This window comes from Paraburkholderia solitsugae, assembly GCF_013177695.1.
GTDB lineage: Bacteria > Pseudomonadota > Gammaproteobacteria > Burkholderiales > Burkholderiaceae > Paraburkholderia > Paraburkholderia solitsugae.
Map to the genome: position 1 here is coordinate 60,613 of NZ_WOEY01000042.1, position 15,865 is coordinate 76,477.

16 protein-coding genes are annotated in these 15,865 nt (G+C 62.5%); 10 read left to right on the forward strand and 6 right to left on the reverse strand.

All coding sequences use genetic code 11. The annotated features are described in order from the left end of the window. The first annotated feature begins 141 nt into the window (after positions 1-141). From queC to GNZ12_RS11045, 5 genes are all read left to right on the forward strand, one after another. Positions 142-873 carry a 7-cyano-7-deazaguanine synthase QueC gene (queC, locus tag GNZ12_RS11025; protein ID WP_172310371.1) on the forward strand — a complete coding sequence of 244 codons (732 nt, stop codon included), beginning with the start codon at positions 142-144 and terminating at the stop codon, positions 871-873. A gap of 92 nt (positions 874-965) precedes the next feature. Further along, positions 966-1,598 (forward strand): 7-carboxy-7-deazaguanine synthase, encoded by a 633-nt coding sequence (gene queE, locus GNZ12_RS11030; protein WP_074285747.1) that lies wholly within the window; start codon positions 966-968, stop codon positions 1,596-1,598. A gap of 9 nt (positions 1,599-1,607) precedes the next feature. Beyond that, positions 1,608-2,051, forward strand: coding sequence for a 6-carboxytetrahydropterin synthase QueD (queD, locus tag GNZ12_RS11035; protein WP_093634683.1), 444 nt, complete (start codon positions 1,608-1,610; stop codon positions 2,049-2,051). Positions 2,052-2,265: 214 nt separating this feature from the next. Beyond that, positions 2,266-3,048: an HpcH/HpaI aldolase family protein gene (locus GNZ12_RS11040; RefSeq protein WP_172310372.1), complete on the forward strand. Its 783-nt coding sequence runs from the start codon at positions 2,266-2,268 to the stop codon at positions 3,046-3,048. Further along, positions 3,045-3,749 carry a tetratricopeptide repeat protein gene (locus GNZ12_RS11045; RefSeq protein ID WP_172310373.1) on the forward strand — a complete coding sequence of 235 codons (705 nt, stop codon included), beginning with the start codon at positions 3,045-3,047 and terminating at the stop codon, positions 3,747-3,749. Before GNZ12_RS11040 ends, GNZ12_RS11045 begins: the two co-directional genes overlap by 4 nt. Before the next feature lie 141 nt (positions 3,750-3,890). Here GNZ12_RS11045 and rodA read toward each other — a convergent pair whose 3' ends face one another. From rodA to GNZ12_RS11075, 6 genes are all read right to left on the reverse strand, one after another. After that, positions 3,891-5,039 carry a rod shape-determining protein RodA gene (gene rodA, locus GNZ12_RS11050; RefSeq protein WP_172310374.1) on the reverse strand — a complete coding sequence of 383 codons (1,149 nt, stop codon included), beginning with the start codon at positions 5,037-5,039 and terminating at the stop codon, positions 3,891-3,893. Positions 5,040-5,049: 10 nt separating this feature from the next. Further along, positions 5,050-7,371, reverse strand: a complete 2,322-nt coding sequence (gene mrdA / locus GNZ12_RS11055) for a penicillin-binding protein 2 (RefSeq protein WP_172310375.1) — start codon at positions 7,369-7,371, stop codon at positions 5,050-5,052. Positions 7,372-7,512: 141 nt separating this feature from the next. Then, on the reverse strand, positions 7,513-8,025 hold the full coding sequence (mreD, locus tag GNZ12_RS11060) for a rod shape-determining protein MreD (protein ID WP_172310376.1): 513 nt from the start codon (positions 8,023-8,025) through the stop codon (positions 7,513-7,515). Beyond that, positions 8,022-9,149 carry a rod shape-determining protein MreC gene (mreC, locus tag GNZ12_RS11065; RefSeq protein WP_172310377.1) on the reverse strand — a complete coding sequence of 376 codons (1,128 nt, stop codon included), beginning with the start codon at positions 9,147-9,149 and terminating at the stop codon, positions 8,022-8,024. The genes mreD and mreC overlap by 4 nt, the downstream gene beginning before the upstream one ends. A gap of 153 nt (positions 9,150-9,302) precedes the next feature. Further along, positions 9,303-10,346 (reverse strand): rod shape-determining protein, encoded by a 1,044-nt coding sequence (locus GNZ12_RS11070; RefSeq protein WP_004189550.1) that lies wholly within the window; start codon positions 10,344-10,346, stop codon positions 9,303-9,305. Between the two features lie 232 nt (positions 10,347-10,578). Then, entirely contained in the window at positions 10,579-10,728 is a 150-nt protein-coding gene (locus tag GNZ12_RS11075) for a hypothetical protein (protein ID WP_172310378.1), read from the reverse strand. Here GNZ12_RS11075 and gatC point away from each other — a divergent pair. The 5 genes from gatC to GNZ12_RS11100 all read left to right on the forward strand — a co-directional run bounded on the left by gatC (position 10,727) and on the right by GNZ12_RS11100 (position 15,835). Continuing rightward, positions 10,727-11,026, forward strand: a complete 300-nt coding sequence (gene gatC, locus GNZ12_RS11080) for an Asp-tRNA(Asn)/Glu-tRNA(Gln) amidotransferase subunit GatC (protein WP_172310379.1) — start codon at positions 10,727-10,729, stop codon at positions 11,024-11,026. The genes GNZ12_RS11075 and gatC overlap by 2 nt on opposite strands. A 31-nt stretch (positions 11,027-11,057) precedes the next feature. Next, positions 11,058-12,545 (forward strand): Asp-tRNA(Asn)/Glu-tRNA(Gln) amidotransferase subunit GatA, encoded by a 1,488-nt coding sequence (gene gatA, locus GNZ12_RS11085; protein WP_172310380.1) that lies wholly within the window; start codon positions 11,058-11,060, stop codon positions 12,543-12,545. A 5-nt stretch (positions 12,546-12,550) separates the two neighbouring features. Continuing rightward, complete coding sequence (gatB, locus tag GNZ12_RS11090; RefSeq protein ID WP_172310381.1) at positions 12,551-14,026, forward strand: Asp-tRNA(Asn)/Glu-tRNA(Gln) amidotransferase subunit GatB; 1,476 nt, start codon at positions 12,551-12,553, stop codon at positions 14,024-14,026. 135 nt (positions 14,027-14,161) lie between these two features. Next, positions 14,162-15,001, forward strand: coding sequence for a PPK2 family polyphosphate kinase (locus GNZ12_RS11095; RefSeq protein WP_172310382.1), 840 nt, complete (start codon positions 14,162-14,164; stop codon positions 14,999-15,001). 54 nt (positions 15,002-15,055) lie between these two features. Then, complete coding sequence (locus GNZ12_RS11100) at positions 15,056-15,835, forward strand: exodeoxyribonuclease III (RefSeq protein WP_172310383.1); 780 nt, start codon at positions 15,056-15,058, stop codon at positions 15,833-15,835. Positions 15,836-15,865: the final 30 nt, after the last annotated feature.

Sequence of the window (15,865 nt, forward strand, 5' to 3'; positions counted from 1 at the left end):
GCGCCCAGCGACTCTGCATGCGGAAGGCGCGGCCTATACTGCTTTGGGCTGGCAGCAATGCCGGCACGCGTCGCGCCGCGTTGCTTGCATGGCGCACCTCGCGCAGCGCGACGTGACACTCATCATTCACGGAGTTTCACGGTGATCCGTAAAGACGCTAAACGTAGCGCTCTGGTGCTGTTTTCCGGCGGCCAGGATTCCGCCACGTGCCTCGCCTGGGCGCTCGAACGTTACGAAACGGTTGAGACGCTGGGCTTCGATTACGGCCAGCGGCACCGAGTCGAACTCGAATGCCGCGAAGGGTTTCGCAACGCAGTGACGCGGGCATTTCCGGCTTGGGCCGACCGCCTCGGTGAAGATCATATGATCGACCTCGCCGTGCTCGGTTCGATCAGCGATACCGCGATGACGCGCGAAATCGAGATTCACGCCACGGCGAACGGCTTGCCGAATACGTTCGTACCGGGCCGCAATCTGATGTTCATGACGATCGCAGCAGCCATCGCCTATCGGCGCGGATTGCAGGTGCTGGTCGGTGGGATGTGCGAGACGGACTTCTCGGGCTACCCCGATTGCCGCGACGACACGATGAAGGCATTACAGGTCGCGTTGAACCTCGGCATGGACACGCGCTTCCTGCTCGAAACGCCGCTGATGTGGCTCGACAAGGCCGACACATGGCGTCTCGCGCACGAGTTGGGCGGTGACGAACTGGTTGAACTGGTGCGCGTCGAAACGCACACCTGCTATGTTGGCGAGCGTGCCGAACTGCATTCATGGGGTTTCGGCTGCGGCGAATGCCCGGCGTGCCGTTTGCGCAAGCGCGGTTATGAAGCGTATCTGACCGGCGAGAAGGTGACCGAACCGGTCTGACGGTCTCACGACAGTTTTACGCTGCGCTGGCGCACCGTGCGAACGGGTGCAGCGCAGGCAATTATTTTCAGGAACACAAGGCAGAAAGCAGCATGACTTACGCGGTCAAGGAAATCTTCTACACATTGCAGGGCGAGGGCGCGAATGCCGGGCGTCCGGCCGTGTTCTGCCGGTTCGCCGGCTGCAATCTGTGGTCGGGCCGCGAAGAAGATCGTGCCGAAGCCGTATGCCGCTTCTGCGATACGGACTTTGTCGGGACTGACGGCGAGAACGGCGGCAAGTACCGCACGGCTGAAGAACTGGTGCAGATGATCGCGTCGCAATGGCCGGAAGGCGAGGGCGAGCGCTTCGTGGTGTGCACGGGCGGTGAACCAATGCTGCAGATCGACCAGCCGTTTGTCGACGCGCTGCACGCCGCTGGCTTCGAAATTGCTATCGAAACCAACGGCTCGCTGCCGGTACTCGAGACGATCGACTGGATCTGTGTGAGCCCGAAGGCCGACGCACCGCTCGTCGTCACCAAGGGCAACGAACTGAAGGTCGTGATTCCGCAGGACAACCAGCGCTTGTCCGAGTATGCGAAGCTCGACTTCGAGTATTTCCTCGTCCAGCCGATGGACGGCCCGTCGCGCGACCTCAACACGAAGCTCGCGATCGACTGGTGCAAACGCCATCCGCAATGGCGCCTGTCGATGCAGACCCACAAGTATCTGAACATTCCCTGATTTGCCGTGCTGACGATTACACGAAAACTCGAATTCGACGCGGGCCACCGCATCCCCGATCACCGCAGCCAGTGCCGTAATCTGCACGGCCATCGCTATGTGCTCGAAATCACGCTGCAAGGCGACCTGGTCGACACCGAAGGTGCGCCGGATCGCGGCATGGTGATGGACTTCGCCGACGTGAAGTCGCTCGCGGTCGAGCATCTGGTCGACAAGTGGGACCACGCGTTCCTCGTCTACGAAGGCGATACGCAGGTGCGCGGCTTTCTGGAAACCATGGCCGGTCACAAGACGGTCGTGCTCGATCGCATCCCCACTGTTGAAAATCTCGCCGCCGTTGCGTTCGATATCCTCGCGAACGTCTACGACGCGCATTACGGCGTGAATCTGCGTTTGCATAAGGTGCGTCTGTTCGAGACGCCGAACTGCTGGGCCGACGTGGTCCGCGACTGAACCCGGGCCGCACGACTTCATCCCGCGGCCCAACCCCCGCGTTATTGTCACGGTATGATCGCTCCGATAACCACACGGAGCGAGACATGCCGGTCACCGCATTGCGTTGCAGCAGGCATCCAGGCCACCACGGCCTTGGCGTTGGTTTGTTCTGCGACGCCAGTAGCCTCAACCGTGTTTCACGCGATGTGTCCCATCGCCAGGGAGCGCGGCAATGAGTACCTTCACGAATCCCCTTAAACAACGTCTGAAAGAAGCCGATCCGCTGTTCGGCCTGTGGCTTTCGCTCGGCAGCGATGCTGCAGCCGAGGCGCTCGCGCATGCCGGTTTCGACTGGCTGCTGATCGACATGGAGCATGCGCCGAACGATAGCGGCGACGTTACGTCGCAATTGCGCGCGATTGCCGCCGCGCATCTGCCGAGCGAGCCGGTCGTGCGCGTGCCCGCCAGCGAGCCGTGGCTCATCAAGCGCGTGCTGGACGCCGGCGCCCGCACGCTGATGTTCCCGAATATCGAAACGGCGGAAGAGGCGGCACAGGCCGTGCGTCTGACGCAGTATCCGACCGCCGAGGCGCTCGACGGTCAGCGCGGTGTGGCCGGCGCGGTGCGAGCGGCTGCGTACGGCATGCGGCGCGACTACGTGCAGACCGCCAACGCGCAGATCGCGACCATCGTGCAGATCGAGTCGGCGCGCGGCTTGCAGGAGGTGGAGAAGATCGCGGCGACGCCGGGCGTCGATTGCCTGTTCGTCGGACCGGCCGATCTGGCTGCGAGCCTCGGCCACCTCGGCGATTCGAAGCATGCCGACGTGCAGGCGGCGATGGCGCGTATCGTCAGCGCCGCCGACAAAGCCGGTATCGCCACCGGAATTTTTGCTATGGATGCCGCGAGCGCAAAGCAGTCTCGCGATGCCGGTTTTCGTTTTATCGCCCTGGCCGCCGACGTCATGTGGATGTTGCGCGCGACCCGCCAGGCGTTGCAGGAGGTGAGGACATGACGGGGATGGTGCAGTGCGTCGCGATGCGTCTGACGGTCGCAGCGGCGTTGATGGTGGGTGTGACGGCGTATGCGCAGGACAATCACGTCGCGAAGTCGAACGATCCGGAGACGCAAACCGCGGTCGCCGATTACAACGCCGGCAATCTGGGCCAGGCGCTTGCCGAGTTCCATAAAGCGGCCGAGCGCGGCAGCCGGCTTGCCGAGTTCAACTACGCGATGATGCTGCTCAACGGTGAAGGCACCCCAGCCAACGTCGACGAAGGCAAGAAGTGGCTGCGCAAAGCCGCCGACGCCAACATGTCGCACGCGCAGTACGTGTACGGCAAGATGTACGACGATGGCGAGTTCGTTGGACGTGATCCGGTCGAGGCGCATCGCTGGTTCCTGAAGGCCGCGCAGCAGGGGCACGTGCAGGCCGAACTCGCGCTGGCCAACCAGTTCCTCGATGGCCGCGGCACGGCGCGCGATAACCAGCAGGCGTTCGTCTGGTACAAGAAGGCCGCGCAAGGCGGCGACATGACCGCGCAGTATGTGACCGGCTCGTTCTATGAGCGCGGTGGCGACGGCGTGGACAAGAATCTGAACGTGGCGCGCGCGTACTACGCGGCAGCGGCGGCACAGGGCGATCCGGCGGCGAAGCTCAAGTATCAGCAACTGAGCGCGCAATTGCGGGATCAACACGAGGTCAAACCGCAATAAATGAAAAAGGGGCGCTCCTGACGGTGCGCCCCTTTTGTTTATCCAGCCTTCTTTCTGTAGCCTGCTTTGACTTTGCGTTATTCGGCTTCGCGTCCGTCGGTTATATAGCCTTCGGCTCCGCGGTCCGAGCCCTGCGCCGCGCTAACTCTGCATCAACCGCTTCTGCCGCGCGACGTTCATGATGAGGCCGATCGCTACCCCTAGCGTAGTCAGCGCAGTGCCGCCGTAACTCATGAATGGCAGCGGCACGCCCACCACCGGCAAGATCCCGCTCACCATGCCGATGTTGACGAACGCGTAGGTGAAGAACGCCATCGTCAGCGATCCGGCCAGCAGCCGCCCAAACAGCGTCGCTCCATTCGCCGCGATAAACAGCCCGCGCGCGATCAGCAGCATATAAAGCGTGAGCAGCACGATCCCGCCCGCCAGCCCGAACTCCTCGGAAAATACCGCGAAGATGAAGTCGGTGTGCTTCTCAGGGATGAACTCCAGATGGGCCTGGGTACCCTTGAGCCAGCCCTTGCCGAGTGGGCCGCCCGAGCCGATTGCAATCACCGCCTGGATCGTGTGGAAACCCTTGCCGAGCGGATCGGACGTCGGATCGAGCAGCGTACAGATACGATGCTTCTGATAATCGTGCATCAGCGGCCACTGCACTTCCGGCTGACAGATCTTGTCCTGGAACACCGCGATCGAAGCGACCGCGATCACACCCGCAATCAGCACCGGCACGATCAGCTTGAAACTGAGCCCCGCGAAATAAATCACGAAAAAGCCGGCTGCAAATACCAGCACGGCGGTGCCAAGGTCAGGCTGCTTGGCGATCAAGCCGACCGGGACAATCAGGATCAGGAAGCCGACCAGAAAGTCGTACCAGCGCATGACGCCTTCGCGGCGCTGGTAGTACCAGGCGAGCATCAACGGTGTAGCGATCTTCAGAATCTCCGATGGCTGGATCACCACGCCGACGTTGATCCAGCGCTTCGCACCCTTGCGCGTGAGGCCGAACATCGCCACGGCAACCAGTAACGCGATCCCGAATGTATAGAGCGGGAGCGCGAAGCGCATCAGCGTGGTGGGCGGCACATTGGCCAGTGCCCACATCAGCACGAACGTCAGCATGATGTTGCGCAGTTGATCTTCCACCCGGCCGGGCATGTCCAGCGTCGCGCTGTATAGCGTGACGATGCCGACGCACAGGAGCAGAAACACGATCAGGGCGAGTGGCCGGTCGAAGCCCACGAACATCCGCTTGATGCGGTCGAGCCAGGCGCGCTTGTCGAATTGCATGCCTTTCTCCTTACTCGTCGATGCCGCCGGAAACCGGCTGGCGTGGCGACGTAGGCTGAATGCTGTCATCCCGCGACGGGGCGGCGGCGGTCGGTACCGGTTCGCTGCTCGGGCGGGGTTTGTGCGGGACGCCGGATTTACGCGGCGCCGGGTTCTTTGCGGTGTCGGACGCGGATGCCGATACGGCAACGGCCGCCGACGCGCCGGAAGCAGCAGCCGCAGCCGTAGGTGCCGATGCAGCGGCCGCAGACGATGCAGCCGCCGCAGCAGAAGCCGCCGCTGCGGCCGAAGCCGCACCCGGAATCGGCAGTGCCGTGAATCCCGCGGCGATCTTGACCGGCTGCGCCACGTCTTGCGGCGCTGGTGCGCCACCCACTTCAGGCGCGGACGCATCCGGGGTCGCCGAGGCTGCCGCCTCGACAGCAGCCGCTTCAGCGCCGGGCTTGTTCTTCCCGACCAGGTAGTAGTCGAGCACACGCCGCGCGATCGGGCCGGCCGCTTCCGCGCCCCAGCCGCCGTTTTCGACGATCAGTGCGAGCGCGATCTTCGGTTGCTCGGCAGGCGCGAAGGCGATGAAGAGCGCGTGGTCGCGCAGATGTTCGGCGATCGCGTGGCCTTTGTAGTTCGCGCCTTGCAGTGAGTAGACCTGCGCCGTACCTGTTTTTCCGGCCGCCTGATACGGTGCGCCGATGAACAGCTTCGACGCCGTGCCGTTGGTCACGACGCCTACCATTGCACGCTTGATGATGTCGATGTCCGATTGCTTGACGGCGATCTTGTCGCTCGGATCGCGCACGACCGGGCGCGTCTCTTTCGTGATCGGATTTTCGATGTCGCGCACGAGGTGCGGCTTCATCACGACGCCATTGTTGGCGAGCGTGGCGGTGGCATGGGCGAGCTGGAGAATGGTGAACGAGTTGTAGCCCTGGCCGATGCCCAGGCTGATCGTTTCGCCTTCATACCAGCGCTGTTGCTCGGGCTTGCGGTACGCCTTGCGCTTCCAGTCTGTCGACGGCAGGATGCCGCGCGCCTCGCCCGAAATGTCGATCCCGGTGATCTGGCCAAAGCCCCACGGCTTCATGAAGTTGGCGATGTTGTTGACGCCGAGATCGTGCGCGAGCATGTAGAAATACGTGTCGTTCGACACCACGATCGCGCGATTCATGTCGACCCAGCCCTGGCCGGAGCGCACGTCGTTGCGGAACGTATGGCCGCCGAAGGTGTACGAGCCCGGATCCTGGAAGCCCCAGCCCGGCGTGCGCTTATGCAGCGTCAGCGCGGCGAGCGCCATGAACGGCTTGTAGGTCGAGCCCGGCGGATAGGTGCCGTGCAGCGGCCGGTTCAGGAGCGGATGGTCGGGCGAGTTGTTGAGATCGTCCCAGGTCTGCTGATCGATGCCATCGACAAACGAATTCGGATCGAAGCTCGGCGCTGACACGAACGCGAGCACGTCGCCGGTTGCCGGCTCGATCGCGACCAGCGCCCCGCGGCGGCCCGCGAAGGCCTGCTCGGCGACCTGCTGCAGGCCGATGTCGATCGACAGTTCAAGGTTATTGCCCGGCGTTGCCTGGGTGCGCGACAGCGTGCGTACGGGCCGGCCACCCGCAGTCACTTCGACTTCCTCAAAACCGGTCTGGCCGTGCAGCTCCGTCTCGTAGCTCTGCTCGACGCCGATCTTGCCGATGTAGTCAGTGCCCTTGTAGTTGTTCGCGTCGAGGCGCGGATCGTAGTGGTCCGGATCGCTGTCGTTCTGGTCGCTGGCGTCGTCGATGCGGTCCTGATCGCGCTGCGAAATCCGGCCGATATAGCCGATCACGTGCGCCGCGGTCGGTCCGAGCGGGTACTGGCGGAACAGGCGTGCGCGCACTTCCACGCCCGGAAAGCGGAAGCGTTGCGCGGTGAAGCGCGCGACTTCGTCATCGGTGAGGCGGGTCCGGATCGGCAGGCTCTCGAAGTTCTTCGAGTCTTCCTGCAGCTTCTTGAAGCGGCGCCGGTCGCGTGCATCGATCGAGACCACGGTGGCCAGGTTGTCGATCACGTTTTCGAGCGTGTCGTTCAGCTTCGACGGGGTGATTTCGAGCGTATAAGCCGAGTAGTTCTTGGCCAGCACCACGCCGTTACGGTCGGTGATGATGCCTCGGTTCGGCACGATCGGTGCCACCGAGATGCGGTTTTCGTCGGCTTGCAGCGAGTACTTGCTGTAGTGCCAGACCTGCAGGACCAGGAAACGGAAGCCGATCAGCCCGAAGCAGACGAACACGAACACGCCCGCCGCCGCGACGCGCAGGCGGAACTTCGAGAGCTGTTGCTGAGTGTCCTTGAATTCGGTCATGCGATTCTGCAAAAGGCCGCGTGACGGCCATCATGAGTGTGCGCCCAAACCGGCCGGAGCCGGGAGGCATGAACAGCGATGCGCGTCGAGCGGGCCGGGTGCCTGCGTTCCATCGGAACGGCCGGCGGGCTCGATGCGTGTTTAAATCGGCCGCGTATCGTCCGGATCAGCCGGGCGGCGCTGCGGCATCAGCAGCAGCATGCTCGCGACCGGCCACAGCGCGGCTTCGACGAAGCCGTCGATCAGGTAACCCCAGCCCGGAAACGCCGCGCCCGTCAGCAGACGGATCACGAACGGCACCAGTTGCGCGACGACCAGCAGTGGCATCACCGCGAAGGTCTGCACGCCGAGCGACATCCACAGCACCCGGCGATGGATCGTAATCGCGCCATACGACAACAACGTATACGCCAGCGCGTGCTCGCCGAGCAGGCTGGCGTTGTGCACGTCCATCAGCAAGCCGAGAAAGAACGCGATGCCCATACCGACCTTGCGCGGCTGATGCACGTTCCAGAACAGCAGCACAAGCGCCACGAAGTCCGGCACGCCGGCGAGGCGTCCCCACGGCATCAGGTTCAGCAAGAACGCGGCAGCGAGGCTGAACGAGATGAAGTAGGGATTGACCGGCTGCAGGATGTATTGCGGACGGTTCATGGCTGGGCCCCCGGCGTGGCTTGCGGCTTCGCGCTCTTGTCAGCGGCCGGTTTCTTCTCGGCGGCGGCTTTCTTTTCCGCGGCAGTGGCTTTGGCCGACGGTTTTTCAGTTGCCTTGGCAGCTGCGGTGGGCTTTTCAGCAGGCTTCGCAGCGGCGGCGGGCTTTTCTGCGGTCTTGGCGGCGGATTTATCCGCTGCGGCCTTGCTGTCCGTGGGTTTGCCGCTCTTCTTCGCTTTCGCGTCCTTGGCGGTCGTGGCCGCATCGGGTTCTTCCGCCGGACGCGGCGGCACATTGTTCAGATAGTGCAGCACCAGTAGCTGACGCGCGCCGCGCACGGGCGCCACCGGCAAGCAGATCACGCGCGCGAACGCCGTATCGGCCTGTTTGTCGACCCGCACGACCTTGGCGACCGGCAGCCCCGGCGGATAAACGCCGTCGAGCCCGCTGGTGACGAGTTCGTCGCCGGTTTGCACGTCGGCGCTAATCGGCACGAAACGCAGATCGAGCGTATCGCCCTTCGGCGTGCCGTAAATCACGCTGCGCAAGCCGGTGCGCACGATCTGCACGGGCACGGCCTGGTCCTTGTCGGTGAGCAGCGTCACTTCGGCTTGCAGCGGAAACACGCGCGTGACCTGGCCGATCACGCCATCTTCATTGACGACCGGCGAACCGTCCTGGACGCCTTGCTGCGCGCCGCGGCCGATCACGACCTTCTGCGTGAACGGATCGCGCGTGTCGTACTGGATTTCAGCAGGCAGCGATTGCGTGGTCGAGCGCTGCGAGAGTTGCAGCAGCGCGCGCAAATGGGCGTTTTCGGCCGCCAGTTCGGCGGCCGTATTGGCTTGCTGCGAGAGCTGAAGATCTTTGGTGCGCAGCTTGTCGTTTTCTTGGCGCAGCGTGGCGCTGGTCACGGCCAGGTCGGCCGCGCCCATGAAGATGTCGCGCGGCACGAGGGCTGCGCGTTGCAACGGATAAAGACCCGCGCCGAGCACGCCGCGAACGATTTCGAGCGTCTTGAAGCGTGCGTCGGAGATCAGCAGGGCGAGCGCCAGCACGACGAAAAACACTAGCCGTGCGAGGGCGGACGGGCCTTGCTTGAACAGGGGCGGCGGACTGTATTCCATGGTCGGCGCCGGGGGCGTGAGCGGTTGGGTGAGACGGCGGCGCGCGAGGGACGCGCGTTCAGCGCGCGGAGGCTGGCAGGCCCAGCCAACGGCAAACCGGCCCGCAAGGGGCCGTTTGCCTGATCCGCGCTACTGACATGGAGACGGGCTCGCTTACTCGTACGAGAAGATGCTGCCCAGCTTGTCCATGCGTTCGAGCGCCATGCCCGAACCGCGCACAACGCAGGTCAGCGGGTCTTCGGCGACGAGCACCGGCAGCCCGGTTTCTTCGGCGAGCAGGCGGTCCAGATCGCGCAGTAGTGCGCCACCACCCGTAAGCATCATGCCGCGCTCGGCGATGTCGGCGCCCAGTTCCGGTGGCGTTTGTTCGAGCGCGATCTTCACCGACGACACGATCTGGTTCAGCGGATCCGTGAGGGCTTCGAGAATTTCGTTGCTGGAGATCGTGAAGCTGCGCGGAATGCCTTCCGACAGATTGCGGCCCTTCACTTCCATTTCCTTGACTTCGGAACCCGGGAACGCGGAACCGATTTCTTTCTTGATGGCTTCTGCCGTTTGTTCGCCGATCAGCATGCCGTAGTTGCGGCGGATGTAGTTGACGATGGCTTCGTCGAACTTGTCGCCGCCTACGCGCACCGAACCCTTGTACACGATGCCGCCGAGCGAAATCACGCCGACTTCGGTCGTGCCGCCGCCGATGTCGACGACCATCGAACCGGTGGCTTCCGACACCGGCAGGCCTGCGCCGATTGCCGCTGCCATGGGTTCTTCGATGAGGTACACCTGCGAAGCGCCCGCGCCGTGCGCGGCTTCCTTGATGGCGCGGCGCTCGACCTGGGTCGAACCGCACGGCACGCAGATGATGATGCGCGGCGACGGCGAGAACATGCGCGATTCGTGAGCAGTTTTGATGAACTGCTTGATCATCTGTTCGGTGACGGTGAAGTCGGCGATCACGCCGTCTTTCATCGGGCGGATCGCCTCGATGTTGCCCGGCACCTTACCAAGCATCTGCTTGGCTTCCTTGCCGACTGCCTGAATGGTTTTCTTACCGTTGGGACCGCCTTCCTGGCGGATCGAGACCACCGACGGTTCATCAAGAACGATACCCTTGCCACGCATGTAAATGAGCGTGTTGGCAGTGCCAAGGTCAATCGCCAGGTCGTTGGAGAAGTAGCTGCGCAGAAAACCGAACATTCAAAATCCTGTCTCGCTTGGGGCCGGCCCTCGCAACGGTTGCGCAGGGCGGCAGCGGAAAAAATAACAGCTTCAACCGGGCGGATGCGGCGCCACAGGAACTTGAAGCTGCGAGGGAGTCTACCGGAGGCCGGTGCAAGGCCAAGTCAGAAAAATCCGAACTATCTTTGGGAATTGTTCAGAAAGGCCTTGGTAAGTCGGTCCGGGTTTGGGTCGAACGCGTAATGATACCTTATAATTTTGGATGTTTTGAAGGAAACGGACGGCACTTTTTGCCGCCGCTGACCCCTTTTTCGAGGTCTTCCTCCAGTGTCGTAACCCGCTGTCGCAGCATCGTTTTTCCCGCGCTGCGGCGGTCCACCACATTTTCCGGTGACTGCATGGCTCTGACCCTGACCGATGTTAAACGCATCGCGCACCTCGCGCGGCTCGAACTGGCTGACGCCGACGCTGAGCACACGCTTGCCCAGCTCAATGATTTCTTCGGCCTCGTCGAGCAAATGCAGGCGGTCGATACCACCTGCATCGCCCCGCTTGCCCATCCGATCGAGCAGATCGAAGACGTCGCGCTGCGCCTGCGTGACGATGCGGTGACCGAAACGGTCGACCGTGAAGCTTTCCAGCGCCCGGCGCCGGCCGTGCAAGACGGCCTGTACCTCGTGCCGAAAGTGATCGAGTAAGACCCGCGAATCAAGCCCAGGATAAAACGCAATGCATGAAAAAAGCTTGACCGAACTGCGCGCCGCACTGGCGGCCAAGGAATGCTCCGCAGTCGAACTGGCGCAGCTCTATCTGAAGCGGATCGACGCGGCCAATAGCCTGAACGCTTTCATTCAGGTCGACGCCGACCTGACGCTCGCGCAGGCGAAAGCAGCCGACGCGCTGCTTCACACCGGCCACGCCGGCCCGCTGGCCGGCCTGCCGATCGCGCACAAAGATGTATTCGTCACCAAGGGCTGGCGCTCCACGGCCGGCTCGAAGATGCTGTCGAACTACGAAAGTCCGTTCGATGCGACGGTGGTCGCGCGTCTGCAGAACGCCGGCATGGTGTGCGTGGGCAAGACCAATATGGATGAGTTCGCGATGGGCTCGTCCAACGAGAATTCGTACTTTGGTCCCGTGCAGAATCCGTGGGATCGTCAGGCTGTGCCTGGTGGTTCGTCGGGTGGCTCGGCTGCGGCTGTAGCGGCGCGTCTCGCGCCCGCTGCCACCGGCACCGATACCGGCGGCTCGATTCGTCAGCCGGCTTCGTTCTCCGGCATCACCGGTATCAAGCCGACGTACGGCCGCGTCTCGCGTTACGGGATGATCGCGTTCGCATCGTCGCTGGATCAGGGCGGTCCGATGGCCCAAACAGCCGCGGATTGCGCCACGCTGCTCAACGCCATGGCCGGTTTCGACGAGCGCGATTCGACCAGCCTCACGCGCGAAGACGAAGACTTCACGCGCTTCATCGGCAAGACGTGGAAGGAAGACGGCGCGGACAAACCGCTCGCCGGCCTGCGCATCGGCCTGCCGAAAGAGTATTTCGGCGCAGGCCTCGCCGACGACGTGCGTGCCTCGATCGATGCCGCCTTGAAGCAATACGAAGCGCTCGGCGCGACGCTGGTGGAAGTCTCGCTGCCGAAAACCGAACTGTCGATCCCGGTGTACTACGTGATCGCGCCGGCGGAAGCCTCGTCGAACCTGTCGCGTTTCGACGGCGTGCGCTTCGGCCATCGCGCCGCGGAATACCGCGATCTGCTCGACATGTACAAGAAGTCGCGTGCGGAAGGCTTCGGTCCGGAAGTGAAGCGCCGCATTCTGGTGGGCGCCTATGTGCTGTCGCATGGCTATTACGACGCGTACTACCTGCAAGCGCAGAAGATCCGCCGCATCATTGCCCAGGATTTCCAGGAAGCGTTCAAGCAGTGCGACGTGATCATGGGACCGGTCGCGCCGTCGGTGGCGTGGGACCTCGGTGCGAAGGGCGACGATCCGGTGCAGATGTATCTGGCCGACATCTACACGCTGTCGGTGAGCCTTGCCGGTTTGCCGGGCATGAGCGTGCCGTGCGGTTTCGGCGCGGGCGCGAACGCGCAGCGTCCGGTGGGTCTGCAGATTATCGGCAACTATTTCAATGAAGCCCGGATGCTGCAAGTGGCCGACGCGTTCCAGCGCGCGACCGACTGGCACCGTCAAGCACCGGCAGGAGTCTGAGCACCATGGCCAAGCAATGGGAAGTCGTGATCGGTCTGGAGACCCACGCGCAACTGTCGACCCAATCGAAGATTTTCTCGGGCGCCGCCACGCAATTCGGCGCTGCACCGAATACGCAAGCCTGCCCCGTCGATCTGGCATTGCCGGGTTCGCTGCCGGTGATGAACCGCGGCGCCGTGGAACGCGCGATCCAGTTCGGCCTCGCGATCGGCTCGACGATCGCGCCGCGCAGCATCTTCGCGCGTAAGAATTATTTCTACCCTGATCTGCCGAAGGGCTATCAGATCAGCCAGTACGAAATCCCCGTCGTGCAGGGCGGCCGGGTGACGATTCAGGTCCCGGCTAACGAAAAGGCAGGCAAGGAAGCGTACGAGAAGGTCGTCAACCTGACGCGCGCCCACCTCGAAGAAGACGCGGGCAAGTCGCTGCACGAAGACTTCGCAGGCATGACCGGCATCGACTTGAATCGCGCCGGCACGCCGCTGCTCGAAATCGTCACCGAGCCGGAAATGCGCAGCGCGGCTGAAGCGGTCGCGTATGCCAAGACGCTGCACACGCTGGTCACATGGCTCGGCATCTGCGACGGCAATATGCAGGAAGGTTCGTTCCGTTGCGATGCGAACGTGTCGGTGCGCCCGGTCGGTCAGGCGGAATTCGGCACGCGTGCCGAGATCAAGAACCTGAACTCGTTCCGCTTCCTCGAAGAAGCAATCCAGTACGAAGTGCGCCGGCAGATCGAATTGATCGAAGACGGCGGCACGGTGGTGCAGGAAACGCGGCTGTACGATCCGGACAAGCGCGAAACGCGGTCGATGCGCAGCAAGGAAGACGCGCACGACTACCGCTATTTCCCCGATCCGGATCTGATGCCGCTCGTGATCGATGCGGCGTGGGTCGAGCGCGTGAAGAGCGAAATGCCGGAACTGCCGGTGGCGATTCAACAGCGCTTCGTTACGCAATACGGCCTGACGCCGTACGACGCCAACGTGCTGACGTCGAGCAAGGCCATGGCCGCGTACTACGAGGCGGTTGTCCTCAAGGTCGGCCCGGCGAACGCGAAGGTTGCCGCTAACTGGCTGATGGGCGAAGTGTCGTCGCAACTGAATCGCGAAGGCTTGGACTTTGCCGATAGCCCGGTTTCGTCCGCACAACTCGCGCTGCTGCTGCAACGTATCGCCGACGGCACGATCTCGAACAAGATCGCCAAGGAAATTTTCCTCGCAATCTGGGAAGAGAAGGCCACCGACGAAGCTGCTGCCGATCGCATCATCGAAGCCAAGGGTTTGAAGCAGATTTCGGACACCGGCGCGCTGGAAGCGATCATCGACGAAGTGCTCGCCGCGAACCCGAAGTCGGTTGAGGAATTCCGCGCCGGCAAGGAAAAGGCGTTCAACGCGCTGATCGGCCAGGCGATGAAAGCGACCAAGGGCAAGGCCAATCCGGCGCAGGTGAACGAACTGCTGAAGAAGAAACTGTCCTGAGTTGAAGCTCAGTTGAAGAAACCAGGGCTGAAGCGCGAGCTTTAGCCGTCACGGGCTGTTGCCGGAAACGAAAGTGGGGCAACGGCCCGTTTCATTTTTGCGAGCCCGTTTAAACGCAGATCACGGAGTGTGTGAATGGCGAAGCAACCCGAACTCGACGACTTCCGCGTACCGTATTTCGACGAAGGCAAGAAGAGCAGCAAATTCTCGCTCGACGCTTTCGACCCGGCCGCGAAGCCTTTTTCGACCGGTTCGAAAGAGTCCGACCGGGCGCGTTTGTCGGAGATCGGCGCGAAGCTCGACACACTGCAGGAGTGCCTGCACGCGCAGCAGAAGCAGCGGGTGTTGCTGGTGCTGCAAGGCATGGACACGAGTGGCAAGGACGGCACGATCCGCGCGGTGTTTCATGAAGTCGACCCGCTCGGTTTGCACATCGTGGCGTTCAAGGCACCGACGCCTGTCGAACTGGCGCACGATTTTCTGTGGCGCGTGCATGCCCAGGCGCCCGCTGCCGGTGAGCTGACCATCTTCAACCGTAGTCACTACGAAGATGTGCTGGTGCCGACCGTGCTCGGCAATCTGGATGCCGGAGCATTCGAACAACGCTGTTGCCACATTCGCCAGTTCGAAAAGTTGCTGGCCGATAGCGGTACGGCCATCATCAAGTGCATGCTGCACGTTTCGAAAGACCAGCAGCGCGCGCGTCTGCAGGCACGCATCGACGATCCGAGCAAGCACTGGAAATTCGACGTCTCCGATCTCGAAGCCCGCAAGCAGTGGGACAAGTATCAGGCGGCGTACCGCGACGCGCTGGCCGCGACGTCGACCGACTACGCGCCGTGGTACGTGGTTCCGGCCGATTCGAAGACCCATCGCAATGTGATGGTCGCCGAGTTGTTGCTACGCACGTTCGAAGCGCTGAAGCTCGAATATCCGCCTGCTAAAGAATCGCTGAAGGGCTTCAAGGTCGAGTGACCGTATGCTTTTTGCCCTTTGATCTAACAACGAATCGAACATAAAAGGAACGACATGTTGCGTGTGATTACCGCCAACCTGAACGGCATCCGCTCCGCGGCGAAGAAGGGCTTTTTCGACTGGTTCGGCGAACAGAAAGCCGATGTGCTGTGCGTGCAGGAAATCAAATGCTCGCAAGACGATATGACGCCCGAATTCATGGCGCCGCACGATTACACCGGCTATTTCCAGCATGCGGTGAAAAAGGGCTATAGCGGCGCGGGCGTGTACACGCGTCACGAACCGGACGAAGTCATTATCGGTTTCGGCAGCGAGGAATTCGATCCGGAAGGGCGCTATGTCGAGCTGCGCTTCGGCAAGCTGTCGGTGATCTCGGTGTACGTGCCGTCGGGGTCGAGCGGGGAAGATCGCCAGCAGGCCAAGTTCCGGTTCATGGACGAGTTCATGCCGCATCTCGCGGAACTGGCCCAGGAGCGCGAAGTGATCGTGTGCGGCGACGTGAACATCGTCCACAAAGAGATCGACATCAAGAACTGGAAGAGCAACCAGAAGAATTCAGGCTGCCTGCCGGAAGAGCGCGAGTGGCTCACGAAGCTGTTCGACGAAGTCGGTTACGTCGACGTGTTCCGTACGCTCGATCAGCGGCCGGAACAGTACACATGGTGGAGCAATCGCGGTCAGGCATATGCGAAGAACGTGGGGTGGCGGATCGATTATCAGATCGCGACGCAGGGTATCGCCGGCAAGGCGAAACGCACCGATGTGTTCCGCGATATCAAGTTCAGCGACCATGCGCCGCTGACGGTCGATTACGACCACAAGGTCAAGAAGTAAGTACGGCCCGAGCCGCAACGGAACCGCGTG

What these genes read in the sequence shown, in the direction of transcription:
- queE (WP_074285747.1), top strand. Translation starts at nt 966, where the DNA reads ATGACTTACGCGGTCAAGGAAATCTTCTACACATTGCAGGGCGAGGGC.
- GNZ12_RS11040 (WP_172310372.1), top strand. Translation starts at nt 2,266, where the DNA reads ATGAGTACCTTCACGAATCCCCTTAAACAACGTCTGAAAGAAGCCGAT.
- GNZ12_RS11045 (WP_172310373.1), top strand. Translation starts at nt 3,045, where the DNA reads ATGACGGGGATGGTGCAGTGCGTCGCGATGCGTCTGACGGTCGCAGCG.
- rodA (WP_172310374.1), bottom strand. Translation starts at nt 5,039, where the DNA reads ATGCAATTCGACAAGCGCGCCTGGCTCGACCGCATCAAGCGGATGTTC.
- mrdA (WP_172310375.1), bottom strand. Translation starts at nt 7,371, where the DNA reads ATGACCGAATTCAAGGACACTCAGCAACAGCTCTCGAAGTTCCGCCTG.
- mreD (WP_172310376.1), bottom strand. Translation starts at nt 8,025, where the DNA reads ATGAACCGTCCGCAATACATCCTGCAGCCGGTCAATCCCTACTTCATC.
- mreC (WP_172310377.1), bottom strand. Translation starts at nt 9,149, where the DNA reads ATGGAATACAGTCCGCCGCCCCTGTTCAAGCAAGGCCCGTCCGCCCTC.
- GNZ12_RS11070 (WP_004189550.1), bottom strand. Translation starts at nt 10,346, where the DNA reads ATGTTCGGTTTTCTGCGCAGCTACTTCTCCAACGACCTGGCGATTGAC.
- gatC (WP_172310379.1), top strand. Translation starts at nt 10,727, where the DNA reads ATGGCTCTGACCCTGACCGATGTTAAACGCATCGCGCACCTCGCGCGG.
- GNZ12_RS11075 (WP_172310378.1), bottom strand. Translation starts at nt 10,728, where the DNA reads ATGCAGTCACCGGAAAATGTGGTGGACCGCCGCAGCGCGGGAAAAACG.
- gatA (WP_172310380.1), top strand. Translation starts at nt 11,058, where the DNA reads ATGCATGAAAAAAGCTTGACCGAACTGCGCGCCGCACTGGCGGCCAAG.
- gatB (WP_172310381.1), top strand. Translation starts at nt 12,551, where the DNA reads ATGGCCAAGCAATGGGAAGTCGTGATCGGTCTGGAGACCCACGCGCAA.
- GNZ12_RS11095 (WP_172310382.1), top strand. Translation starts at nt 14,162, where the DNA reads ATGGCGAAGCAACCCGAACTCGACGACTTCCGCGTACCGTATTTCGAC.
- GNZ12_RS11100 (WP_172310383.1), top strand. Translation starts at nt 15,056, where the DNA reads ATGTTGCGTGTGATTACCGCCAACCTGAACGGCATCCGCTCCGCGGCG.